Origin of the sequence: Streptomyces sp. NPDC005496 (genome assembly GCF_042872045.1) — a bacterium.
In the GTDB taxonomy this organism is placed as follows: domain Bacteria; phylum Actinomycetota; class Actinomycetes; order Streptomycetales; family Streptomycetaceae; genus Streptomyces.
In genome coordinates this window covers 216936-240855 of the sequence record NZ_JBIAJQ010000006.1, presented here as the reverse complement: position 1 = coordinate 240855, position 23920 = coordinate 216936, and the positions used below count along the sequence as shown (strand labels likewise).

Annotated in this window: 21 protein-coding genes and 1 pseudogene; 8 read left to right on the top strand and 14 right to left on the bottom strand. The window is 70.3% G+C overall.

The window, feature by feature from the left end:
* Nucleotides 1–519 precede the first annotated feature (519 nt).
* The 6 genes and pseudogenes from ACFYQQ_RS20225 (at nucleotide 520) to ACFYQQ_RS20200 (ending at nucleotide 6777) form a co-directional block, all read left to right on the top strand.
* Complete coding sequence (locus ACFYQQ_RS20225) at nucleotides 520–1290, top strand: TIR domain-containing protein (RefSeq protein ID WP_355791385.1); 771 nt, start codon at nucleotides 520–522, stop codon at nucleotides 1288–1290.
* A complete protein-coding gene (locus ACFYQQ_RS20220; RefSeq protein ID WP_355791382.1) occupies nucleotides 1287–2153 on the top strand; it encodes a macro domain-containing protein in 867 nt (288 codons plus the stop codon). Before ACFYQQ_RS20225 ends, ACFYQQ_RS20220 begins: the two co-directional genes overlap by 4 nt.
* A 35-nt stretch (nucleotides 2154–2188) precedes the next feature.
* A complete protein-coding gene (locus ACFYQQ_RS20215) occupies nucleotides 2189–3478 on the top strand; it encodes a TIR-like protein FxsC (protein ID WP_356170402.1) in 1290 nt (429 codons plus the stop codon).
* Nucleotides 3360–6044: an FxSxx-COOH system tetratricopeptide repeat protein gene (gene fxsT / locus ACFYQQ_RS20210; protein ID WP_388904914.1), complete on the top strand. Its 2685-nt coding sequence runs from the start codon at nucleotides 3360–3362 to the stop codon at nucleotides 6042–6044. Before ACFYQQ_RS20215 ends, fxsT begins: the two co-directional genes overlap by 119 nt.
* Nucleotides 6045–6053: 9 nt before the next feature.
* Nucleotides 6054–6146 (top strand): annotated as a pseudogene (locus ACFYQQ_RS20205) (hypothetical protein); the annotation flags it as partial.
* 67 nt (nucleotides 6147–6213) lie between these two features.
* Nucleotides 6214–6777 (top strand): Tn3 family transposase, encoded by a 564-nt coding sequence (locus ACFYQQ_RS20200; RefSeq protein WP_388904913.1) that lies wholly within the window; start codon nucleotides 6214–6216, stop codon nucleotides 6775–6777.
* On the opposite strand, the gene ACFYQQ_RS20195 is transcribed toward ACFYQQ_RS20200, so the two are convergent.
* Nucleotides 6695–7462: a helix-turn-helix transcriptional regulator gene (locus ACFYQQ_RS20195; RefSeq protein ID WP_356170393.1), complete on the bottom strand. Its 768-nt coding sequence runs from the start codon at nucleotides 7460–7462 to the stop codon at nucleotides 6695–6697. The genes ACFYQQ_RS20200 and ACFYQQ_RS20195 overlap by 83 nt on opposite strands.
* A 54-nt stretch (nucleotides 7463–7516) precedes the next feature.
* Between ACFYQQ_RS20195 and ACFYQQ_RS20190 the strand changes: the two genes are divergently transcribed.
* Together ACFYQQ_RS20190 and ACFYQQ_RS20185 are read left to right on the top strand one after the other, a co-directional pair.
* Complete coding sequence (locus ACFYQQ_RS20190; protein ID WP_356170390.1) at nucleotides 7517–8728, top strand: MFS transporter; 1212 nt, start codon at nucleotides 7517–7519, stop codon at nucleotides 8726–8728.
* 59 nt (nucleotides 8729–8787) lie between these two features.
* Nucleotides 8788–9057: a hypothetical protein gene (locus ACFYQQ_RS20185; protein ID WP_356170387.1), complete on the top strand. Its 270-nt coding sequence runs from the start codon at nucleotides 8788–8790 to the stop codon at nucleotides 9055–9057.
* Here ACFYQQ_RS20185 and ACFYQQ_RS20180 read toward each other — a convergent pair.
* From ACFYQQ_RS20180 to ACFYQQ_RS20120, 13 genes are all read right to left on the bottom strand, one after another.
* Nucleotides 9043–10251, bottom strand: a complete 1209-nt coding sequence (locus tag ACFYQQ_RS20180; protein WP_355793473.1) for an FAD-dependent oxidoreductase — start codon at nucleotides 10249–10251, stop codon at nucleotides 9043–9045. The two genes, ACFYQQ_RS20185 and ACFYQQ_RS20180, sit on opposite strands and share 15 nt — an antisense overlap.
* Nucleotides 10248–11627, bottom strand: a complete 1380-nt coding sequence (locus tag ACFYQQ_RS20175) for an FAD-dependent oxidoreductase (protein ID WP_355793471.1) — start codon at nucleotides 11625–11627, stop codon at nucleotides 10248–10250. Before ACFYQQ_RS20175 ends, ACFYQQ_RS20180 begins: the two co-directional genes overlap by 4 nt.
* Nucleotides 11624–13720, bottom strand: a complete 2097-nt coding sequence (locus ACFYQQ_RS20170; protein ID WP_388904912.1) for a molybdopterin oxidoreductase family protein — start codon at nucleotides 13718–13720, stop codon at nucleotides 11624–11626. The genes ACFYQQ_RS20175 and ACFYQQ_RS20170 overlap by 4 nt, the downstream gene beginning before the upstream one ends.
* Nucleotides 13713–15086 (bottom strand): MFS transporter, encoded by a 1374-nt coding sequence (locus ACFYQQ_RS20165; protein ID WP_388904911.1) that lies wholly within the window; start codon nucleotides 15084–15086, stop codon nucleotides 13713–13715. Before ACFYQQ_RS20165 ends, ACFYQQ_RS20170 begins: the two co-directional genes overlap by 8 nt.
* Nucleotides 15087–15119: 33 nt before the next feature.
* Nucleotides 15120–15653 (bottom strand): NADPH-dependent FMN reductase, encoded by a 534-nt coding sequence (gene ssuE / locus ACFYQQ_RS20160; RefSeq protein ID WP_355794507.1) that lies wholly within the window; start codon nucleotides 15651–15653, stop codon nucleotides 15120–15122.
* A gap of 90 nt (nucleotides 15654–15743) precedes the next feature.
* A complete protein-coding gene (locus tag ACFYQQ_RS20155) occupies nucleotides 15744–16607 on the bottom strand; it encodes a PAS domain-containing protein (protein ID WP_356170376.1) in 864 nt (287 codons plus the stop codon).
* Nucleotides 16608–16619: 12 nt separating this feature from the next.
* Complete coding sequence (locus ACFYQQ_RS20150; RefSeq protein WP_355789614.1) at nucleotides 16620–17357, bottom strand: alpha/beta fold hydrolase; 738 nt, start codon at nucleotides 17355–17357, stop codon at nucleotides 16620–16622.
* Nucleotides 17358–17385: 28 nt separating this feature from the next.
* A complete protein-coding gene (locus ACFYQQ_RS20145) occupies nucleotides 17386–17616 on the bottom strand; it encodes an acyl carrier protein (protein WP_355789611.1) in 231 nt (76 codons plus the stop codon).
* Nucleotides 17617–17629: 13 nt separating this feature from the next.
* On the bottom strand, nucleotides 17630–18199 hold the full coding sequence (locus tag ACFYQQ_RS20140) for a GAF domain-containing protein (protein WP_355789607.1): 570 nt from the start codon (nucleotides 18197–18199) through the stop codon (nucleotides 17630–17632).
* A gap of 58 nt (nucleotides 18200–18257) precedes the next feature.
* On the bottom strand, nucleotides 18258–19466 hold the full coding sequence (locus tag ACFYQQ_RS20135) for an acyl-CoA dehydrogenase family protein (RefSeq protein WP_355789604.1): 1209 nt from the start codon (nucleotides 19464–19466) through the stop codon (nucleotides 18258–18260).
* On the bottom strand, nucleotides 19463–21148 hold the full coding sequence (locus ACFYQQ_RS20130; RefSeq protein WP_388904910.1) for an amino acid adenylation domain-containing protein: 1686 nt from the start codon (nucleotides 21146–21148) through the stop codon (nucleotides 19463–19465). The genes ACFYQQ_RS20135 and ACFYQQ_RS20130 overlap by 4 nt, the downstream gene beginning before the upstream one ends.
* A gap of 40 nt (nucleotides 21149–21188) precedes the next feature.
* On the bottom strand, nucleotides 21189–22265 hold the full coding sequence (locus ACFYQQ_RS20125; protein ID WP_356170362.1) for a methyltransferase: 1077 nt from the start codon (nucleotides 22263–22265) through the stop codon (nucleotides 21189–21191).
* Nucleotides 22266–22267: 2 nt separating this feature from the next.
* Nucleotides 22268–23905, bottom strand: coding sequence for a class I adenylate-forming enzyme family protein (locus tag ACFYQQ_RS20120; RefSeq protein WP_356170360.1), 1638 nt, complete (start codon nucleotides 23903–23905; stop codon nucleotides 22268–22270).
* Between the last annotated feature and the right edge of the window lie 15 nt (nucleotides 23906–23920).

Here is a 23920-nt window from a genome sequence, read left to right as displayed (position 1 = left end):
GCCTGCGATCCAAGTACCGGTGGGGCCGTCCGGAGCGAGCTCCGGGAAGCGACAAGGCGTACTCCTCCCGCGCCAACCGCCCCACGGAGTACCTATGGGGGCCGGGAAGCCGCAGTGACGCCCTGACCTGGCTGGCTTCCGACTCGCATCGCTCATCCTCTGGCTCCGCGAGCAGTGATCATTTGTCAGACACCGCCTAGGCTGGCTTTCCGTCACCAGTCACGAGGTCGATGGCATCCGCGTCGTGGAGCAGGGCCCGATTGACCTGGCTGCAGTCGCTCCAGTCGACAACTGCGGCGTACGTGTCGAGGTGATCCGCCGGACGCTGGTGTCGTCGTAGCGCAGTTCGTCTGTCGGGTCGGCAGAGGAGCCCGTAGTCGGACGGCTGCGTCACCTGCTTGTCGGTGTGGTTGCGGAGACTGTGCGAGTACTCACGCGCCCCCGGGGAGCCCGAGTAGCTGGCGCACGGTGCGGGTAGCCCTTGGGGGCGGATGAGGCGGGCGGGGCCGGGGGGCAGACGTGCTGAAGATCTTTCTGAGCTGGTCGGGTGAGCCCGCCAAAGAGTGCGCCAAGCTGCTCCACAGATGGCTGCCGCGTTTTAACGCGGCGATCAAGCCGTTCGTCTCCTCCGAGGACATCAGGAAGGGAGACCGTGGTCTTCAGCGGATCGCCGAACAGCTGGAGGGCTGCTCGTTCGGGATCGTCTGCGTCAATCGGTCCAACCGCGACGCGCCCTGGATCAACTTCGAGTCCGGGGCGCTGTCGCGCCAGGTCTCGGAGGGCAAGGTGATCCCGTTCCTGTTCGGAGCCACGACACTGCGAGATCTGGTCGACAGCCCGTTGCAGCAGTTCCAGGCCGTGGTAGCGGAGTCGGAGAGCGATGTGCTGGCCATGGTCAAGGCGATTAACGCCAGGTGCGAGCCGGCGGCGGACGAGGTCGCCATCAACGAGCTCTTCGAGTTGATCTGGCCCAGGATGCAGGCGGGTCTGCAGGAGATCGCCGCGCGCCCCGTGGCCGGGAAAGAGTCCGAGGTGTCACCGCCGCGGCCCGCAGAGGAGATCCTGGACGATTTGTTGATCCTGATCAGGGAGCAGGTGAACAGGATCACCGATCTGGAACGGGCAGTGCGGGCGTTGAGTCCGGACAACCCCCGGCGGACGCCATTTAAGGGCCTGTTCGACGATGTGAGCCTGACGCCCGTCGATGGCGTCGAGGAGGCGGCGTCCGGCGGGGAGTCAGAGCTCTCGCCCCTGGACAGGGAGCGACAGCAACGGCAGAGGGAACGGTGATCGGCTATAGCCTGCGCGTACTCCTCCACACGCCGCAGGGTCTGCGTTTGCTGGCTCGCGAATGCGCTGTGCAATTCGGTTTGGTGTCCGGTGCCACCCAGCTGTACCTGGCGTTCTGGCCGGACAGTTCCCTGCCGCGCTGGCCGGCGTTGCTGGGTATCGTCGTACTGGCCACAATCGGCGGTGTGCTGCGGTCCTGGCCGCGGTCCACCGTCAGCCGCGAGTTCACCGGTCCGGGCTTTACAGTGACTGTGCAGGTCGGCGATCTCTTTGACCGCGAGTCTCATCTGGTCGTTGGGTTCAACGACGTATTCGACACCGATACGAGTGACGAGCGGCTGATCGTCCGGCGCAGCGTCCAGGGGCAGTTCCTGCACCGTGTCTACGCCGGGGACCTCGCACGCCTGGACGGCGACCTCGCCACGGCGCTCCGCGAGGTGGGCCCGGTGGGATTGGAGGAGCGGTCGGCGAAGCGAGCGGGCAAGCTGGTGCGCTATCCCGTTGGGACCGTCGCCGTGCTGGATGGGCAGGGCCGGCGGTTCTTCTGCGCCGCATACGGGCGGATGGGTGCCGACCTGGTCATCTCCTCCGGGGCGGACCAGCTCTGGCACACCCTCTGGCGGCTGTGGACCGCCGTTCATCTACACGGGCAGCGGGAAGCGGTCGCCATGCCGGTCATCGGGGCGGGCCTGGCCCGCATCGACAGCATGGACCACAAGGCGCTGCTGAAACTCATCCTGCTGTCGTTTGTGACCAGGTCGCGGGAGAGTGTCGTCTGTAAGTCCCTCACGGTCGTGGTACATCCGGGGGACTATGACAAAGTAGACATGCTGGAACTCGGCATGTTTCTGCGAAGCCTGTGACCCGGGCCGGTCGCCGAGACGAGGGGGCGTCACCGATGGACGATCCGTGCGGTTACAGCAGGGCGCCCTATTTCTTCCTTAGTTACGCCCACACGCCGAAGCGCGGTAGCCAAGGCGACATGGATCCGGACATGTGGGTGTGGCGGCTCTTCCGCGATCTGTGTGATCACATTCTCCAGTTGACGGCCGAGCCTGCGGGTTCCCCGGTGGGTTTCATAGACCGGACCACGACCGTCGGGGAGGGCTGGCACGAACGGCTTACGGAGGCGTTGGCGACCTGCCGGGTGTTCGTCCCCTTGTACTCCCCCCGCTACTTCAGAAGCGACATGTGCGGCAGGGAGTGGTACGCCTTCTCCCAGCGCATGGCACTGCAAACGGCCCGCTCGTTCGGCGAGGTGGCTCCGATCGTGCCTGCTCTGTGGGTTCCGGTGCACCCGGCTCAGTTGCCCTTCACCGCGGCCGCGCTGCAGTTCAACCACAGTGGTTTCGGAGCCGCCTACGCCGAGGAGGGCTTCTACGGGCTCATAAAGTTGAAGTACCTCCGAGACGAGTACGAGAGGGCTGTCTACCTGCTGGCGAAGCGGATCGTGCAGGTCGCAGAGGAGACGACACTGGCTCCTGGGCACAGCCCGTCGTTCGACTCGTTGCCCAGCGCCTTCGGCGCGTCCGGCGCGGAGCAGACGCTGAAGATCGTCATCGTCTCCTCTCCGGGAGAGGGCGCAGTCGATGACGATGACCGGGGTGGTGGCAAGTCCGCGGTGCCGGACTGGAATCCGTACGAGCACGCACGGCCGCTCGCCGAGTTGGCCGCCTACCTGGCCCGGAACCTCGACTACCGGGCGACCGTCCTGTCGTTTGACGACGTGTCGCCGGAGGATCTGCTGACCGGTGGGGCCCTTTCCGGACCCGCGTTGCTGCTCGTGGACCCGGGGGCGCTACTTGAACCGGAGCGGCGTGAACGTCTGTCAGCCCTGGACTCCAGTGTCCCCCCATGGGTCGGGGTCATGGTCCCCGGGAGCGCCCCTCAGCCCGGTGTACGGGACCAGGAGCATCCCGGCCCACCTGACCTGGAGACCGTGGCTCCGCTCATGAGCAGGCGTTGCCGCGCCGTCTCCCGGGTTGCGGTCACGGGGGTGGCGACGGCGGAGATGTTTAGCGAGGTTTTCCCGAAGCTCGCGAAGGCGATGAGCGCGCAGTTCGCGACGCATGCCCCGTCCTACCCGCCGGCCGGGCCACCGGGACGGCCCTCCTTATACGCCGATGGTCCCGAACTTGCGGCTGGAACGCGGCATGAGCAGGAGGCGCACGGTGACTGGAGGGCGTGAGGGACGCATCGTCACCTTCTACTCGTACAAAGGTGGAGTGGGCCGCACCATGGCCGTCGCGAACATCGCATGGATCCTGGCTTCCAACGGCCATCGGGTGCTGGCCTGCGACTGGGATCTTGAAGCCCCGGGCCTGCACCACTACTTCCGCCCGTTCCTGCCTACCGCCGCGCTGGGCTCCACGACCGGAATCGTCGACCTCTTCGCCGATCACGCCGTACTGGCCAGGGGCCGCGGGCCGAGGGGCAGGGACCTGTACGCCCAAACCGCGCGGGTGCGCCCGCACGCCCTGTCAGTCGAGTGGGCCTTCCCGGGCGGCGGTTCCCTGGACTTTCTGTCAGCCGGCCGACAGAACGCGGAATATCTCGGCACGCTGGCCTCTCTCTCCTGGGACTACGTCGGCGGCCCGTTTCTCAGCGCGTTGCGCGAGGACATGCGGCGCAACTACGACTACGTGCTGATCGACAGCCGTACCGGGCTGAGCAACGCCGTCGAGATCTGCACCGTGGATCTGCCCGACGTGCTGGTCAGCTGCTTCACCCTGAACGTCCAGAGCATCGAGGGAGCGGCCAGGACGGCCCGGTACATCGGTCACAACTCCCCGGGTTGGGAGATCCGGATCCTGCCGGTGCCCATGCGGGTGGGCGGGCCCGACATGTCGAGGCTCGCGGCCGGACTGCAGCGGGCCAGGAACTCCTTCGAGGGCCTGCCGTCGGGTCTGTCGAGCGCGGCCGCCGACCGGTACTGGGCGGAAGTCGCGATCCCCGACCAGCCGAAGTACGGGTGCGAGGAGATCCTTGCCGTCTTCGGTGACGTCTCGGGCGAACCGAGCAGCCTCCTCACCGCCTACGAGCGGCTTACATCGGCGATCACGGACGGTCTGGTCGACCGGTTGCCGGTGCTCGACGAAAGTTTGCGAAAGCGGCATCTGGCTTCCTTCACCCTTCCCGTCCCGGCGCGGGCGGTGCCCGTCGTGCTGGCGCACGCTCCCGCAGACCGGTTGTGGGCGGAGTGGATCGGCTGGGCGCTGCGCGGCGCGGGCTTCCAGGTGCTGCCGCCGGATTCCGGCGCCCTTTCCGGAACTCCAGTCGTCGTCGTGGTCTCCCCCAATTTCCAGGGCTCGCCGCGTACCCGCACGATGCTGGCTGTCTCGAACGGTTCGGACGGCGCGCCGGGCGAAGCCGCCCGGGTGGTGCCCGTCATGGTCGAGCCGGTGGCGCTGCCACCGCGACTGGCCGGTCTCGTGCCGGTTGACCTGACCGGGCTGGACGAGGCCGGTGCCGCAGCGGCAGTGCTCCAGGCCCTCGATCAGCCAGCCCCGTGGGACGGGGTGCTCGATCCTGCCCGTCCGAGTTTCCCGGCGCGTCAGCCGGTGGTGTGGCGGGTGCCTGGCCGGGACACCGCTTTCGTGGGCCGTGACCTGGTGCTCGACCGACTGCATGACAGCCTCGCGGTCAGCAGGTCAGTGGTGGTGCTCCCGGACGGCGGGCTCCCTGGTGTGGGACGGCGGCGGCTCGCGGTCGAATATGCACACAGGTTCCGTGCCGACTACAACCTCGTCTGGTGGATACCGGCCGGCACGGCGCACGCGGCGACGGCGTCGCTCGCCCGGCTCGCGGAGGCGCTGTGGCCCGGCACGCTGCTGGACGGAGTTGAGGCGGCCTGCGCCCGGGTGGTGGAGGCGCTCGCCGCCGACCGTCCGCACGGCAGGTGGCTGCTGGTGTTCGACGACGCGGGCGGTCCCGGCGAGTTGGCCGGCCTGGTGCCGTCCGGCTCCGGCCGAGTATTGATCACCTCACGCTCTGCGGTTTGGGCAGAGGGCATGGAGACCGTTCAGCTCGGCGCCTTCAGCCGGGAGGAGAGCGTTGAGCTGCTGCGCGGACGGGTCTCCGGCTTGAGGGAGCCCGACGCGGACCGGGTGGCCTCGGCGGTCGGGGACCTTCCGCTCGCCGTGGCCCAGGCCGCAACCTGGTTGAGCGAGACGGAGACGTCCGCGGCGACTTACCTGCGTGAGCTGGCTCGAGCCGGAGCCCTGCCGGCGTCGCCGATCACGGCCTGTTGCCGAGTCGCCCTCGCCGGTCTTCGTGAGGTGTCTCCAGCCGCAGCCCGGCTGCTGCAGGTATGCGGCGAGCTCGCTCCGACCCCGCTGCCGCTGGACGTGCTGGTTCGCAGCGAAAGCCTGGCGGGAGTGCTGTGGACGGGCCGGTCCGGCCGGGCCGATCCGCTGAGATTCATGGCGGTTCTCCAGGAGGCGGGCCGTAGTGGACTGCTAGAGGTGGACAGGCAGGCCCAGACACTGCGGATGCACCGAGCCATACAGTCCGTGGTCCAAGCGGAGGTCGCCCCAGACGACCGAGAGGCGGTCCGTCATCACACGCACCTCGTACTGGCGGAAGCGGTACGGAGCCAGCCGGACAACGCGCTCGACGACGAGGCACCGGAAGGCCTCCAAGCGTTGTGGCCGCACTTAGACCACACGGAGGCGGAACATTGCGCTTCACCCGAGATCAAGTCCGCACTAATGCGGCGGGCCTTACGCAGTGCTCCGAGGGGCGCTGCCGGCTAGGCCGTTTCGATTAGATCATCGGATCGTTGGACCGGGTGTGTCGCGGAGTTCGCCTCGGTCGCCACCAGGGAGGCGGTCCCGGAGGCGGTGCTGCGGCGCCGGCTGCTCCTGGTGCTGTTCGCGCTGGGCGCGAACATGGGCGTCAAGCGGGTCGCGGTCACCGACAAGCATGGCGAGAGCGAGGCTGTCCTGCGCTGTCCTGCGCCGGGTACGGCACCTGTTCGTCAACCGCACCAACCTGCGCGCCGCCCTGGTCCGCCTCGTCAACGCCACCTTCGCCGCCCGCGATCAGGCGTGGTGGAGCGAGGGCACTGCCTGCGCGTCGGATTCGAAGAAGTTCGGGTCCTGGTCCAGCAACTTCATGACGTCGAGAAGAAGTCGCTGTGAGACAGTTTTTGATCAACCCTGGCTAGTGCGCTCTCTCGCGCTGACACGCGCCCCCGCCCAGCGGTATCTCGCTGCCTTCATCGTCATAGCCAGACGCGCGATAGGCAAGAAGCCGTCCGTACGGCATTGGTTCGAGGAGTCGTGTTCCCTGGCCGCGCGGGCCCGCGCCGTCCTCGGCGGTAAGGGCATGGGCGATGTGTTCTCCGAGACCCGCGAAAGGCCGGGACGGCGTCGGCGTCGGCGTCGGCGTCGGCCGGACCGAACTACGCGGGCGGGTCCGGTGCCGCTGCTACGTCCTGGGCACGTCCGGGGGTGTAGCCGAAGGCGCGTCGGAAGACGTCGATGAACGCGCTCGCCGAGGACCAGCCGCACCGGTGGGCGACCGTGGTCACCGGCACACCGTCGGCGAGGAGTATCAGGGCGTGTGAGAGGCGGAGTTGGGTGCGCCACTGGGGGAACGTCATGCCGAGGTCGCTTTGGAACTGCCGGGACAGGGTGCGGGAGCCGGCGCCGACCTCTTTGCCCAGAGCCGTGAGCGTGCGGTTGTCCGCCGGGTCCGCGTGCAGGATCGCGCACAGCGCCTTCAACTGCGGTGCTCTCGGTGTGGGTACGTGCAGGGGCCGCTGGGGGGCGATCCGCAACTGGTCGCAGAGGACGGCACGCAGGCGCCGGTGCTCGGGTGTGCCGTCCGCCGAGTCGCCGGTGCAGGCGAGGATCAGTTCCCGCAACAGTGGGCCGACGCTGAGCACGGTGGGTCTGTCGGCGGCCAGGGGGCGGGTCTTGGCTGGGATGCCGATCAGGTGCAGTTCCAGTTCGCCGTGTGCCTGGTGGGAGTGCACGGTGCCGGCCGGTACCCAGATCGCCCGGGTGCCGGGGGCGATCCACGAGCCGACGTCGGTGGTGACGGTCAGGACGCCGCGGCCCGCGTAGACGAGCTGGTGGTCGTCGTGGCGGTGGGCGTCGATGCCCGCCCCCGGGGCTAGTCGGCGGGCGCTGGTCGGTGCCACCGGCAGGTGGCGGATCTGCGTCATTAATTGGCAGTTTATCGGAAGCACGACAGGCGGGCCACAGACGACGATAGCGGCATGCCAAAGAACAAGTCGATCGTTCTGCTGTCGGTCGGACACGCCTGCGTAGACGTCTACCAGGGCGCGGTGGCGGCTCTGGTCCCCTTCTTCGTCGCCGAGCGCGACTACACCTACGCGGCGGCCTCGGGCATCGTCTTGGCGGCCAGCCTGCTGTCCTCCGTCGTGCAGCCCCTCTTTGGAGCACTCACCGATCGGCACGCCCTGCCCTGGCTGCTGCCGGTCAGCACCGTCGTGGGGGGACTGGGGGTGGCCCTGTCCGGGATCGGCGGTTCGTACCCGCTCACGCTCGCCTTTGTGGCCTTGTCCGGCATCGGCATCGCCGCCTACCACCCGGAGTCCGCGCGGGTGGCACGGGCGGCCAGCCAGGGCAGCCACAGCTCCATGGGATGGTTCTCCCTGGGCGGCAATGTCGGCTTCGCCGCTGCTCCCGTCCTGGTGAGCGCCGTCATCGCCACCGGCGGACTGCGCTTTTCCCCTCTGCTGATCCTGCCCGCTCTGGCCGGCAGCGCTCTGACACTGCCGGTGCTGCGGGCGCTGGAGGGAACGCCGTCCGCAGCCGGCGGCAAGAGCACTGCGGAGGGAACGAACGACTGGCCCTCGTTCCTGCGGCTGTCGCTGGCGGTGGTGTGCCGGTCCGTCGTGTTCGTCGGCATGAGCACCTTCGTCGCCTTCCATGTCCGTGAGCAGACGGGCGGCGGCACCGCGGCGGGCACGGCCGCGCTGTTCGTGCTCTACCTCGGCGGCGCCGTCGGCACCGTCGCGGGCAGCAGGCTCGCGCACCGCTGGGACCGGGTCACCGTGGTGAGCACCTCCTACCTCGTCACCGTCGGGGCCGTCATCGGTGTCGTCTTCATACCTGGCCCCGTGGTCTACCTGTTCGTCGCTCTCACCTCGATAGGCCTCTACGTCCCCTTCTCCCTGCAGGTCACCCTCGCCCAGGACTACCTGCCCACCCGCGTCGGAACCGCCAGCGGCATCACGCTCGGCCTCATGGTCAGTGTCGGCGGCCTGACCAGCCCTGTCATCGGCAGCATTGCCGATGCCACCACGCTGCGCACGGCCCTGACGCCCCTGATCGCGATGCCCGCCCTGAGCTGGCTGCTGTTCCGGAGTCTGCCTGAACCGGCCGTACCCAAGCTGCTGTCGCGAGACGACGGGGCTGCCGCCCCGGAGACCGAGAACTCCACCCCCGAGCACAGCGGCAGGTGAGCATGCCGACCGCCACCGCAACCGCCTGCCAGCGAGTCACGGAAGGACGACAAGATGCCATGCGACCTCCGGTAACCCGGCCGGCGCCCTCGGGCGCGAAGCCGCTGGAAGCGGCCCACGAGACCTGCCCGCTGGCCCCGTGGGGCTGCCGCAGCACATTGCCGCAACCCCACTGGCGGCTGGTGTCGGAGCACGCCACCTCGGACGGTCACGTCGAGTACTGCCGTTGCAGCTGTGCGGCGTTCGTGATCCTGCGCGAGGGTGAGGTGGCGGCCTTCACGGCACCGGACCGTGCCCGGGGCGTCTCGTCGGGATCAGGGCAGCAGTAGCTCCTCCAGATCCGCCGGAGGCGGATGGCCGACCAGGGAAGTGAGCCGGGAGCGGGAGCGGGTGTCGCCCGCCAGGATGCCGCCGAGCAGCGTACCGGTGTCCGGCTGCAGGAAAATCTTGGCGTAGCGGGCAGTGCCTTCGGAGAAGGTCACCTCGACCGTCCCCCGGGGGTCCTGGGGGTGGTTCGTGGTGCCGAAGGTGGCAACGTGAACGCCCAGGAGCTTGAGGGCTGTTGCGTCGTCGGTCCGGCTGAATGGATCCGCGTCCCGGCCCACGAGCTGCGCCGCAACGGACTCGGCCATGGCGTAGCCGGGGGCGACCAGACCGTGGCAGCGGCCCTGTACGGCGGCGCACTCGCCGATGGCCCAGACGCGCGGGTCGGCGGTTCGGCAGTAGGAGTCGACGAGGAAGCCGCCGCGCTCGCCGCGGGCCAGGCCGAGCAGCCCGGCCAGTTCGTCGCGGGGACGGATGCCCGCGGCGAAGACCACCAGGTCCGCCTCCAGCGTGGTGCCGTTCCCGAGCGTGACCGCGCCCACGCTGCCGTCGGGCCGGGCATGCACTTGCGTGACTGCGGTGCCGCAGTGCAGGCGGAGGCCGTGTGCATGGGCCTGTGACTGAAGCACCTCGGCGGCGGCGGGGTCGAGCTGCACGGGCATCAGATGGGGTGCGGTTTCCACCACGTGGGTGCGTGTGCCGAGCCGGCTCAGGGCGTGGGCCGCCTCCAGACCGAGGAGACCGCCGCCGACCACGATGCCCCGGCTGCCGGGGCGTGCCGTACGGCGGATGGCGTCCAGGTCCTCGAAGGTGCGGTAGACGAAGCAGTGCGTGAGATCTCGGCCCGGGACCGGGGGGACGAAGGGGCGGGAGCCGGTGGCCAGGACCAGGGCGTCGTAGCGGATTCGGTGCCCGCCTGACGTGTGCACCGTGCGTGTGGTCCGGTCGGCACGGACGATGGGCTGCGCCAGGAGCAGTTCTATGCGGGGGTCGGCGTGAAAGTCCCGGCCGGTCAGGGTGAGGTCGGCCCTGCTGCGGCCGGTCAGGTAGCCGGACAGGGCCATGCGGTCGTAGGCCGGGTGGGGTTCCTCGGCACAGATCACGATGTGCCAGTCGCGTGCGGTGTCCAGGGTGCGCAGCCGCTCCGCGAGCCGGTGCCCGATCATGCCGTGTCCCGCGATCACCAGGGTCGCGGTCATAGGGTTCGGGCCTCCTCGTGCCGCGGCTGTCGCGCCCACCGTGCGCAGAGCTCCGCGACCTCGCGTCCGCAGCCGCCGCAGCCGGTCGTGGCCCGGGTGGCGGTGGCGAGCGCGGTGACGGTACGGGCGCCGGCCCGCCATGCTTTGGCGAGGGCTTGGCGCTGGACGTTGTTGCACAGGCAGACCAGGGCGTCCTCGGGCGCGTCGAGGTCCGTCGAGGCGGGTTGCGGCGGCCCGCCGAGGATCAGCCTCAGCCGGTCGCCGGGCAGCGGCCGGCCGTGCCGGTGGAACTCGCCCAGGGAGGCGATGGCGTCCGGCAGGCCGAACAGTACGGCTGCGACGAGGTGTTCGCCGCGCAGCGTGACCTTGGCGTAGCGGCCCTGGTTCCGGTCGGTGTAGGTGAGGCAGCGCACCGCCCCGTCGGCCCGTGTGTCCGGTGTGCCTATGCAGGCCACCTCGGCGATGTCGGCACGCAGCCGGAACACCGTGGGCGTGCTGCGGTGCGGGGGCGCGTCGTGCCTGGTGAGGATTCGGGCGAGGCTGTCGGCCTGCGCCCAGGCGGCCTCGATGCCGCCCAGAGTCTGGCCCTGGTGCTCGGCGCAGTCCCCGATGGCGTGGATGTGCGGGTCGTTCGAGCGCAGCCGGTCGTCGACGAGGATTCCGGTTCGCACGCGCAGTCCGGCCGCCCGGGCGAGGCCCACGTCGGGCAGCGTGCCGGTGCACAGGACGAGCGTGCCGGCAAGCGGGGTCCCGTCGTCGAGGAGTACACGGCCGGGTTCGCGAGCGGTGACGGTGCGGCCGCCGCGCACAGTGACACCCGCGTGTACCAGGGCTTGGGTGAGCAGGGCGGAGGCGGTCTCGCCGAGCCGTTCGTACAGGGGGTGGGGGGTGCTGCAGACGAGCGTGGTGGCTGTGCCGCGGGCGGCGAGGGCGGCGGCGGTCTCCACGCCCAGTGGCCCGCCGCCGAGGACGACCACGTGGTCACCGGTGATCCGCGCGCAGTCCGCCGCGGTGCGCAGCACGGTCACGCCGGGCCCGCTCGCGCCCCGGAACCGGGGTACGGCGGTGCGTGCCCCGGTGGCGAGGACCAGGACGTCGTATGGGTGGATGATCCCGGATGCGTGTACCTGGCGTCGCGCGCGGTCGATGTGCGTGACCGTCGTGCTGCAGCGCACCTCGGTGCCGGGTGGGGGTGGTAGGCGCAGTTCCTCTGGAGTGGCCCGGCCGGTGAGGACGTAGGACAACAGGGGGCGGTGGTAGGTGGGTTCCGGTTCGGCGCCCAGGACTGTGACGGGGCCCTGGTGGCCGTGGTGGTACAGCCGGCCGGCGAGGCGGTGGCTTGCCGGGCCGCCTCCGACGATGAGGATCCGGCTCATGGCGTGGCCTCCGGAAGCGCTTCGAGGCGTACGGCGCTGAGCTTGAACTCGGGCATGCCGCTGCGTGGGTCGAGGGCGGGGTGGGTGAAGAGGTTGGCTCGGCCCTCGCCCGGAAAATGGAACGGCACGAAGAGGGTGTCCGGGCGCATCGTCGCGTCGAACCGTGCGCGGGCCGTCATGCTGCCGCGGGCGGAGGTGATCCGGGCGAGGCCGTGGTCGGCGAGGCCGGCGCGGGCGGCGGTGTCGGGGTGTACGGAAATGAACGGCTCGGGGACAGCTCCGTTGAGTTCGGCGACGCGACGCGTCTGGGACCCGGACTGGTAGTGGGCGAGGACCCTGCCGGTGAGGGCGTGCATCGGGTACGCGGTGCTGGTGTGTTCGGCGGGGCCGTGATGGTCGACATCGGCGAACCGCGCTCTGCCGTCGGGGTGCGCGAACCGCTCCAGGAAGAGCCGGGGCGTGCCCGGGTGCGCGGGTTCGGTGTCGGGGCAGGGCCAGTGGAGGGTCTCGCCGGCCTCCAGGCGCGGGTAACTGATCCCGGAGTAGTCGGCGCGGCCGCCCCGGGATGCCGCGCGCAGTTCGTCGAACACGTCCTTCGGATCGGTCGGGTAGCGGTGGGCGGGCTCCCCGAGCCGGACCGCGAGGCCGTGCAGGACCTCCAGGTCGCTGCGGACGTGGGGCGGTGGTGGCAGCAGGGCGCGGCGGCGCAGCACTCTGCCCTCCAGGCTGGTCAGGGTGCCGTCCTCCTCGGCCCACTGGGTGACGGGCAGCACGATGTCGGCCGTCTGGGCGGTCTCGGAGGGCACGAAGTCGGCCACCACCAGCAGATCCAGCGAGGCCAGGCGTTGCGCCACGTGCGCGGCGTGCGGCGCCGACACCAGGGGGTTCGATCCGAAGACCAGTAGAGCGCGCGGCCCCGTGCCGTGTCCGAGCGAGTCCAGGAGTTCGTAGGCGGTGCGCCCGGGGCCGGGGAGGGCGTCGGCGTGCACACCCCAGACACCGGCTACGTGGGCGCGTGCGGCGGGGTCGGTGAGGGAGCGGTAACCGGGCAGCTGGTCGCTCTTTTGCCCGTGCTCGCGCCCGCCTTGGCCGTTGCCCTGCCCGGTCAGGCAGCCGTAGCCGCCGTGGCCGGAGCCGGGCAGGCCGAGTGCGAGCGCGAGGTTGATGAACGCGGCCGCGGTGTCGGTGCCCTGGCGGTGCTGTTCGACGCCCCGCCCGGTGAGGACGTAGGCGTCGTCGGCCGCCGCGAGCAGCCGGACGGCGGTGCGCTGGGTGCTTGCCGGGACGCCGGTGACGGCTTCGACGCGCTCGGGCCACCACGCCATCGCCCGGCGTGCGGCGGCCTCGAAGCCGTGGGTGCGGCGCCGGATGTACTGCGTGTCGGTGAGTCCTTCGACGACGGCGATGTGCAGCAGGCCCAGGGCGAGGGCGAGGTCGGTGCCCGGGGCGGGCCGCAGGTGCAGCGTGGCGCGTTGAGCGGTGGCGGTGCGCCGGGGGTCGATGACGATGAGTTCCGCCCGGTCCAGGTGCTGCATGAGGGGCGGCATGGTCTCGGCGACGTTCGCGCCGGCCAGCAGCACTGTGCCGGCGGTCGCGAGGTCGGTGACGGGGAAGGGCAGGCCGCGGTCCACACCGAGAGCGGCGTTGCCGGCTGCGGCGGCGGACGACATGCAGAACCGGCCGTTGTAGTCGATCTGGCTCGTGCCCAGCGTCAGCCGGGCGAACTTGCCCAGCAGGTAGGCCTTTTCGTTGGTGAGTGCGCCGCCGCCGAAAACGGCGACCGCGTCGGGCCCGTACCTCGTGCGCAGCTCACGCAGTCGCCCGGCGACCGTGTCGAGGGCCTCGTTCCAGGTGACGGGGGTGAGGCGGCCGTCGGCGGCGCGCATCAGAGGCTCGGTCAGCCGGTCGGCGGCGGACAGCACGTCGGGCGCGGTCCAGCCCTTTTGACACAGTCGGCCACGGTTGACGTCGAAGTCCGCCGGGCGCACGGTCACGCCCCTGTCGCGGTCGCCGGCCAGCCGGGTACCGCACTGCAGGGCGCAGTAGGGGCAGTGCGTGTGCACTTCGCGTGTGCGGTCGGGGGCTTCAGACACGGCTGGCCACCCTTGCGCCGGCCGGGGTGGCCGGTTCCGCGGGCGGCCGGCGTAGGTAGACGGTCCGGATGAGCAGCATGCACAGGATGTAGTAGCCGAGGAAGGTGAGGAAGGCGGGTGTGCCGGAGCCGGAGCCGTCGGAGTACGAGAGCTTGAAGGCGATGTTGATGGCGGCGCCGCCGAGTGCGCCGATCGCCCCGGCGATGGCGATGACCGCCCCGGACAGCCGGCGGGCCCGGGCGAACGCGGCGCTTGCGTCCTGTCCTTCGGTGATCTTCGCCTCGGCGCGTCCGGCGTGGATGGCGGGGATCATTTTGTAGGTGGAGCCGTTACCGATGCCGCTGAGGACGAACAGGGCGGTGAAACCGGTCACGAACAGGGGCAGGGAGTTCGCCCGGGAGGCGCCGATCAGGACGAGGGTGCCGCCGCCCATGGCGAGGAAGTTCCAGAAGGTCACCTTGGCGCCGCCCAGCCGGTCGGCCAGCAGTCCGCCCAGCGGCCGGGCCATGGAACCGAGCAGCGGGCCGAGGAAGGTGTAGCCGACGGCGGTGAGCGGGGTGGCGTCGAACTCGTTCTGCAGCACCAGGCCGAAGGCGAAGCCGTAGCCGATGAACGAGCCGAACGTGCCGATGTACAGGGCGGAGATCCACCAGGTGTCCCGGTCTCGGGCGGCCTCGCGCTGGGCGCCGGGGACGGTCCGCACGGCGTCGACGTTGTCCATCCGCCAGGCCGCGAGCAGCGCGAGGAGCACGATCAGCGGCAGGTAGACGGCCGCGACGTACGAGGGATGGGTGCGGCCTGCCACCGAGATGACGGCGAGTCCGACCAGTTGCACGGCCGCCACCCCGAGGTTCCCGCCGCCCGCGTTCAGGCCCAGCGCCCAGCCCTGGTGGCGCTGCGGATACAGGGCGGTGACGTTCGTCATGGAGGAGGCGAAGTTGCCGCCGCCCACCCCGGCCAGGGCGCCGATGAGCAGGAACACCCACAGCGGGGTGCCGGGCCGCCCCACGACGTACAGGGCGAGCACGGTCGGCACGAGCAGGATCGCGGTGGCGAACACGGTCCAGTTCCGGCCGCCGAAGCGGGTGACTGCGAAGCTGTAGGGCAGTCGCAGCAGGGCACCGACGATCGTGGGCGTGGCCACCAGCAGAAACTTCTCCCCCGGGTCGAACCCGAGCCCGATGTCGGGCGACATGAACAGCACGAGGACGGACCACAGGGTCCATACCGAGAAGCCGATGTGCTCGCAGAGTACGGACAGGACGAGGTTGCGGCGTGCGATCCTGCGGCCGTATCGCTCCCAGGCGTCCTGGTCCTCGGGGTCCCAGCCGACGAGCCACTGTCCCTTGTCCGGGTGGTCAACCATGGTGTGGCTCCAGCGGAATCGGATTGGTCCGGCTCATGAGGCCGAGACGAGAGACTTGCGGAACTGCTCGATCACGTCGTCGAGCAACTGCGCGCTCTGCGGGAGCAGTCGCGGCCGGTCCTCGTGCAGCACCAGGTGCTGGTTCAGGAGGAAGACGCTCTGCACCACGTGTCGTGCGCCCAGGGCGTGGGCCACGGGCCGCAGCGCGTAGTCGAGGACGAGGAGATGGGCGAGGCTGCCGCCGGTGGCCAGGGGCAGCACGGTCTTCTGCCCGAATCCGTGTCGGGGCAGCAGGTCCAGGAACGTTTTGAGCAGGCCCGAGAAGCTCGCCTTGTATGTCGGTGTGGCGAGGACGATGCCGTCGGCTCGCGAGACCTGTTGGATGGCTTCGGCGATCGCGGGGTCCGCGACGTCGGCGTTCATCAGTGGTGCGGCCGGCAGGGTGCGCACTCGTAGGTGTCCGACGTGCCACTCGTACTCGGCGAGGCGTCGCGCGACGTGGTCGCCGACGGCTTCGGTTTTGGAGGTCGCGGACGGGCTGCCGGAAATGACCAATACGTGGGACACAGCCACCCCTGGGGTCGTGTGGTCCGTTCGGGAAACCTGCGGTTGCCGGGCGGGCGGGGCGGGCGCCCGGCCCGCCCCGCCCGCCGGGCGTCAGGCGGGCCAGCCGAAGGCGCTGATGCTGTCGCGGGCGCGCTGCGGCTCGGGATCGCTGAAGACGAAGCAGCGGGTGTTGGAGACGCTGCCGCCTTCGGCCTGGGCGGTCGAGAAGATGAGCACGGGCTTCGGGGTGCCCTCCCGGGTGAGGAAGTTGGCCCGGAAGTTGATGATCGGCGAGTCCTCGTCCCAGCGTCCGAGGAAGTCGTCGAGCAGCCCCTTGTCCTCGTAGATGGTGCGGATGTGCCCGCCGACGTACTCGGCCGGCGACGCGGTGTACCCGACGAGGGCCACGTCCGCGGGGTTGGCGTGCATGACCTGGCCGTTGACTCCGATCAGGTGGATCGCCACCGGGGCGACCTCGTAGAACTCCCGCATCACGTCTTCGTGCTCCTTGGTGGGAGCCAGAGCGGGCAGCGGGCACTGGTCGACGGCACGGATCCAGGACGCCGCGTCCGAGGTGACGTCCTGGGAGCTGTCGTTGGAGACCGGAAGCCGCTCGCCGAGCTCGGGCCGGCTCACCCAGTGGATCCGGGTGGCGTCGCCGCTGCCGGTCAGGACGGCGTTCACCCAGGAAGCCCGCTCGTGCCCGCCTTCGGCGTCGCGGTAGGTGACTTGGACGTTCTCGATCCGCTGTTCCTTCTCCAGTCGCTGGATCAGTGCCGTGAGGCCGTCCTGTGAGCTGTCGAGCAGGATGCGGCCACCCAGGTGGGCGGCCTCACCGCCCATCAGCACGGACTGAGCCCGGTTGTGCAGCACGACGGCGCCGGTGGCGTCGGTCACCGCGATACCTACCGAGCTGTTGGTGATGACATCGATCAACTGCTCGACCGACGGTGCGTTCTGCTGGTCGTTCGGCATTGCTGTCTCCATTCAGTTCGGGGTGAGGGGACGCGAAGGGTTGGGATGTCGGCCGTGGTGGACGATGCGGGTGAGGGTGTCCGCGATCGCCTGCCGGCCGGACAGGTAGTAGTCGTGGCCGCCGGGGAAGGTGAACACCCCCAGGCAAGGGCCGCTGGTGACGTTCTTCCACGCCTCCATCTCCGCCGGGCGCGCGAAGGGGTCGGAGGTGCCGCACAGCAGCGCCACCGGTGCTTGCACCCTCTGGCGGGTGGTGCGGTACTCGTCCCGCATCCGCAGGTCCCGGTCCATCCACTGCTCCGCGGCGCCGTCCTGCTCGGACGCCCGGAGAGCGGCGAATGCGGTGGCCAGCAGGGAGCGGGGTGCGCTGCCCGGCTCGCGGGCTCCCGACACGGACAGGCTCGCCGCCTCGCAGACGGACCCGGCCTCGAAGCGCAGCGTCAGTTCATAGGCGTACAGCGCGCCCAGGCTGTGCCCGAAGAAGTGCAGCCGGTGGCCCTGCAGGGTCTCGGCCAGCTCGGCGGCCCAGCGGTCGGCAGCCTCGTGCACGGAGCTTGGTGACTCCTCGGCCGCCAGCCGGCCGCGCCCGGGCATCTCGCAGTGCGCGGCCGGCAGGATGTCCGGGAGGTGTTCGCCTATCTCGAAGTACGGCGAAGTGACGCAGCCGGCGGGCGGCAGGAACACGGCGACGTCCTCGGCCCTTTCGACATCGCCCTGAATGACTACGGATCGTCCGGTCGTGGTGCCCATTTGCCTCTCCCCGCACGGGTGTCTGCCTCTACTGGAAGAAGTTCTGCTCGATGCCCTTGAGGGTGCGAAAGGAGTCGAGGCTGACGTCGTTCGACTCCAGTGCGGTGCCGCGCAGGTCCTCGATGTAGAGGACGAGTTCGACGAACTGCAGGGAGTCGACGATGCGCGAGCCGATGATGTCGGTCTCGGGCTCCAGTTCCGTCAGGTCCGGATTGCGCTCGAGAATCCAGTCGCGTACGTCCGTCCAGGTCGCGGTCATCAGCTCTCCCCGCTCACTGTCCGGCGCGAGCGGACAGGGCGAGGAGTGCGTTGAACGCCCCGACCCGGTCGGCTACTTCGCAGGCGAGCGCCAGGTCCCCGGGGCTGAAGGGGCCCCGGCGGTGCTTCGCCGCGCGGGCCAGCACGAGGTGACCGCCGGACAGCCCCCGGTAGGCCAGCGAGAGGACCACCGCCGAGTCGCAGCCGCCTTCGCGCAGGAGTTCCAGGTGGCGCGGGTCGGTCTTGCCGACGAGTCCCTCGTGTTCGCTGACGACGATCTGCCGCTGCTCCGTCTCGATGGCCAGAGCGCGCAATGCCTCCAGGGTGGCCGCCAGTTCGTCCGGTGCCTGGACGACCGCCTGGTCCCGGCCGGGTCCGGCGTCCAGCGAGACGCCGGTGGCGAAGAACGGCACACAGGTGCGGGCCACCGCCGGGACGACGTCCGCCACGTCCTGGGTCTCCCGGACGGTGGTGCTGATGTGCGCGACGAAGCCCAGTGACTCCTCGGCCGCTTTGCGCCCCGCGATGTACTTCAGGGCGGTGTTCCAGTTCTGCGTGGAGCTTTCGGCGGTGTTTCCAGGCATGGCGATTCCTCGGGAGAGTGAGAGGTGGGTGCGGTGACTGCCGGAGAGGGGTGGAGGATCAGCCGAAACGGACGTCCGGGTCGAGCAGGCACAGCCGCCCGTCGGCCAGGTGCAGCCGGTCGTTGCTGTAGTTGAGGACGGCCGAGCGCAGATCGCGCAGGGCCTTCTCCAAGCGGGTCGGCGAGTCCTGGAGGTAGCCGTGCCTGAGGCCGACCGCGTCGATCAGTTCCTCGACGGCGGCGTGGCACTCCTCGGCCGCCGTGATCTTGAGGTTGTTCAGAAGCAGCTGGTGACCGGTGAGCGACCAGTCCGTGCCCGACTCCGCCAGTTCCTGGGTGCGGCGCAACAGCGCGTGCACGGTCTCCAGTCGCTGCCGGGCGCGGGACAGCCGGGTGAGCAGCAGCTCGGAGCCCAGGTCGAAGCGTTTACGGCCGGCCGGGTCGCGCAGCAGGTGCAGTACCCGGGACAGCGCACCGGAGGCCGTGCCGAGCCAGGCGGCCGACCAGCCGATGTGAGCGAGCGGGCCGAAGACGGACTGCACGATGCGGTGGAAGGCGCCGTGCTCGCCGATCACCTGATGGCCGGGGATGCGGCCGGTGAGCCTGAGCGGCAGGCTGTGGGTGGCGCGCATCCCCATCGGGTTCCACTGACCGGTCACCTCCACCTGCAACTGGTGGCGGTGGGCGTAGACGAGGGAGACGTGGTGGTCCGCCGTGGCGTGCGGGCTGCGCATGGTGATCAGGAAGCCGTCCGCGGAGCTGCCGCCGGTCGAGATGGGGACCGCCCGGTCCACCTCCAGCGTGCCCCGGGTCTCGTGCAGCGGGGCTTGGGACTTGAACAGGTCGGCGCCCTTGCCGCCTTCGGTGGTCACCGAGGCGAGGTACAGCTTGCCCTCGGCCAGCAGCGGGATCAGTTCCTCACGCAGCGGCGACGCGGCGTGCCGTACCACCGCCTCGGCCTGCTGGCAGTGCATCACGAAGATCATGGCCAGGGACATGTCGGTGCGTCCGAGCACCATGCCTGCCTCGATCAGGTCACCGAGGCCGCCGCCGAGGCCGCCCTCCTCCTTTGGCACCTGCAGGCCGAGCAGGCGGGTGCTGCGCAGCTGGGCCAGTGCCTCCTCGGGGAACGTCGCGTCCCGCTCGGTGCGGTCCAGGTGCTGCTCGGCGGCCCGGGTCACCGCCGAGAGGCGTTGCGCGAGGTCGGGAACGCCGGTGCGGTCCGTCCCTTCGCGTGCGCGGGCCGTCGTTGCTGTCGCCGTGGTCATCGTGCCCCTTTCCGGGTGCTGGCCGTGGCCGCCGTGAGCGACCGGTAGTCGGTCTTTCCGTTGCGGCTCAGCGGCAGCGCGTCCCATTGCCGCCAGCGCCGCGGCACCATCACCGGGGGCAGGGCAGCGCTCAGCGCCTGTCGCAGTTCCGCCTGCGCCACTTCGGTGCGCAGGGTGTAGTGGGCGACGAGTTCGCTGACGGCGCCTTCGTCGGAGACGGTGACGGCGCAGCTCTCGACGCCGGGGTGCCGGCTCAGGACGGCTTCGATCTCGCCGAGTTCCATCCGGACACCGCCGACCTTCACCTGCCGGTCACCGCGTCCCAAGTAGTGCACGAGTGCGTTCTCGACACGGGCGAGGTCACCGGTGCGGTAGATCCGGCCGGTCGCGGAGCCCGGTTCGAAGGGGTCGTGGAAGAAGGCGCGCTCGGTGGTGGCGGGATCGTTGAGGTAGCCGCGGCCGACGCAGGTGCCGCCGACGAACAGTTCACCGTTCTCGCCCGGTTCGGCCGGCCGCCAGGTGCCGTCGCCGGTCGGAAGCAGGACGTGCAGGGTGCAGTTGGCGACTGGCCTGCCGACCGGAAGCCTGGGGCGAGTCAGGTCGGCGCGGGTCACGACGTGCAGAGCGACGTCGTCGGAGCATTCCGCGGGCCCGTAGGCGTTGACGAGGTGAACGTGCGGCAGCGTGTCGAGCACCTGCTCCGCCAGGGCGGGGTACAGCTCCTCGCCGGTGGACAGCAGCCACCGCAGTCCCGGCAGGGCCGGTCCCTGCTGCCGCCAGATCTCGTCGACGAGCCGGCTGACGACGGTGGGCACCAGTTCCACGACGCTCACGGCCGCGGCATCGAGGGCACCGAGCAGCCACCGCGGCATACGCATGACGGCGTCATCGAGGACGACGACCCTGCCGCCGACCAGGAAGGGGCAGAGCATCTGCCAGATGGAGATGTCGAAGACCAGCGGGGCCGAGAAGGCGACGGCGTCCTCGGGCCCGAGGGACAGGTCGGCCACCTTGGACCACAGATGGTTGAGCAGGCCCCGGTGCTCGATGGTGGCGCCCTTGGGGTGACCGGTGGTGCCGGAGGTGAAGATCGTGTAGCGGGCTTCACCGCTGCGGTCGCTGTAGGGGCCCTCGTCCAGGCCGCCCGGCCTGGCTTTCTTCGGCAGAGCCAAGACCGCGAATCCTCCGGCGTCGGCGGCTTGGCGGGCGGCGGAGGCGGCGCCGGCGGAGTAGTCGACCAGCAGGGCGGCTCTGCTGCGCTCGAGGACGTCCCGGACCCGGTCCTGCGGCCAGCTCGGGTCGATCGGCAGGTACGACGCCCCGACGCTCTCCAGGGCGAGGAAGACGACCGGTGTGTGTGCGCTGCGCGGCCCTACGGCGGCGACGGTGTCACCGGCGCGCACACCGTGCGCACGCAGTGCGTCCCGTGCCGCGGCGACCCGGCCGAGCAGCCCAGCGTAGGTGAGTGTGCGTTCGCCGTCGACAACGGCGCAGGCGTCCGGCCGCGACCGGGCGTTGCGGACGACGTGGTCGAGGAGCGCGGTCGCCGTGTCGAGGTCCACGGGGTTGCGCAGGGCCAGCTCCCGTGCCCGGGTGACGGCGCCCGGTGCCAGGGGCAGTTCGGGGTGGTGCCGTGGGCGGTCGTCGGCGGTCTGGTGCGGGGGCGGGGCCTGACTGGTCAAGGTCTCTCCTGGTCCGTGGGGGCATGCGGGCAGGGATCGGTCAGCCGGGGGCGGCGACGAGGAGGTGTGTCTCCAGGGGAAGCCGGTGCTGGGACTCCACGGCGAATCCGGCCTTTTCGAGGAGGGCGCGGTAGTGCGCCTCGTCCCGCTCGCGGCCGCCGCCGAGCACCACCAGCATGTGCATGTTGTAGCCCTGGGTGAGCGAGGAGCCGGTGCCCTTGGTGAGGATGCGCTCCAGGATCACCAGCCGGGCGCCCGGGCTCATCGCGCGGCGGCAGTTGGTGAGGATCCGGTGGCAGGCGTCGTCGTCGAAGCAGTGCAGTATGCGCGAGAGGAGGTAGACGTCGCCGTCCGGCGGGACGGACTCGAAGAAGTTGCCGGCGATCCGTTCGCAGCGGTTTGCGTGCACGGTGGCGATCGGGCGGCTCGCTGCCTCCTCGATCACATGCGGTGCGTCGAACAGTACGGCGCGCGGGCCAGGGTTCGCCTTCAGGATCTCGTCGAGGAGCGCTCCGTGCCCCCCGGCGACATCCACGATCCGGCGTGCCGCGGAGAAGTCGAAGGCGCGGGCGACCTCGGCGAAGAAGGGAGTGCCCGCCACCATGGCGCGTTCGTACGTCAGCGAGACGTCGGGGTTCTGGTGGAGATACGAGAACAGGTCGCTGCCGAAGACGTGGGTGAACGCCGAGCGTCCGCTGCGCAGCGAGTGGGACAGGGCGCCCCACGCCTGGTAGAAGTGCGAGCCGTAGATGCGGACGTGGTCGCTCATCGAGCCGGGTGCGTCGGTGCGCAGCAACTCGCCGACAGGCGTGAGGGCGTAACCGCTCCGGTCGTCGCCCTCGACGACGCCGAGGCTCTCCAGGAACAGCAGCAGCCGTCCCAGGGCGTCGGCGTCCGTGTTGGTGCGCAACGCCAGGTCGACGGTGGGGATGCGGCCTGCGGCCGCGATGCCGTCGGCGATGCCCAGTTCGGTCGCCAGGAAGACGGCCTGCGTCTTCCAGAAGCCTGCCATCAGCTCGATGAGCTGTCGGCCTGCGGTGTCTTCGACCGTGTGCCGCACGGTCGCCGGCTTTGCCGTGTCGTGCGTGGTCGCTCCCACGCTCTGCTGGTTTTCCATGTTCAGGCACCCACCGTCTTGTCCGCGTCGTCGCCGGTTGTGTCGGGGTGTCGTAGGGCCTCCCGCACGAGCCGGGCCAGTTCGGGCCGCTGGATCTTCCGGGTGGAGGTCCGCGGCAGGTCGTCGTACCGGAACTGCCGGAATTCCGCCATCGGGGGCAGGTCCAGGACGGCCCGGCGCCAGCGGCGTTGGTCGAGCGGCAGTTCGTCGCGGGTGGCCACCACCGGGACCGGTTCGCCGGCCGGGCCTGCCACAATGACCACTTCGCGCAGTTCGTCGAGGCGGCTCATCAGCAGGTCCTCGACGGCGAGGTTGCTGTCCAGGGTCTCGATGCGGTCCGTTTCGCGGTCCATCAGGTGGAGCAGTCCCCAGCGGCTGAGCCGGCCGAGGTCGCCGACCCGCCACCAGCCGTCGTGCATCTGATCGGCATACCGTTCGTCCTCACCGAGGTAGGTGAGGATGCGGGTCCGGCTGCGGACCTCGATGTGGCCGGTCCGGCCGGGTGGCACCTTCTCTCCCGCGTCGTCGACGACTCGCATCGAGATGAAGCCGGGCAGCGGCAGTCCGACGCAGCGCCCGTCGGCTTTGTGGGCCGTGCGGCGGGTGTACCAGCGGCCGGCCATCGGGCCGACCTCCGACTGGCCGTAGAACTGCACGAATACCGGGAACCTGGCCCGGGAGGCCGCCAGCATCCGCTGGATGGTGCGCGGGTGCATCGCGTCGAAGGTGGCACCGAACACCTTGACCCCGGCCAGGGGGTCGCCGGGCGCGCGGTCGAGTTCCTCCCAGTCGACGTAGGTGTTGGGGTGGGTCTCCAGGTATCCGGGCCGGGTCCGCGCGAGCAGCGGCCCGATGGACGCCGGGTCCGGGTCTATGGCGATCACCAGGGGGTTGCCGTGGCCGAGGAACATGGCCAGGCCCTGGTAGAAGCGTGAATGGACGAGCGTGATGCACAGCGCGGCCGTCTCCCGCGCCCGAATCGGCCAGGAGACCAGACGCTGGGGCACCAACCGGTGCCAGCCCGCCTCGGGGGTCTGCACCGCCAGCTTGGGGGTGCCGGTGGTGCCCGAGCTGTGTGTGATCAGGGACGGCTCGCGGGGGTGGAGGAACACCGGCGGGCGACGGGGCGCGTCCGCGTGGGAGGCGAGCAGGTCGACCTCGCCGGTGTGGCCCCGCGGTGCGGCCCCGGCCGACAGCAGCGTCCTGCGGACGGTGCCGTCCAACGGTATGTGGCGCAGTTGGCCGGCCAGGATGTCGCCGTCGGTCAGCAGCCACGGCTGTTCAAGCCGAAGGAGCAGCCGGGCCGCCGTCGGGCCGTCGAGGGAGGGGGAAAGGAGTGCGGGCACGGCACCGATCCGGGACACCGCGCAGGCGAGCAGGGCGATGTCGAAGTTCTCCGACTTGTACAGCGCCACGCGTTCGGTGGGCCGGACGCCGGCGGCCCACAGTCGGGCCGCCAGCTCGTCGGTCTGTTCGGCGAGTTCACCGACCGTGAAGCGGGTCCCGCTGTCGGGGGCCCACTGTGGCGGGTGGTCGAGGATCACGCTGGTCGAGGCATCGCGGCGGGCGGCGGCGTGGAAGATGTCGCCGATGTAGAAGCCGTTCCCGCGGGTGGCTCGGCCCAAGAGGGTGTGCAGCACAGTGTTCTCCTCGCA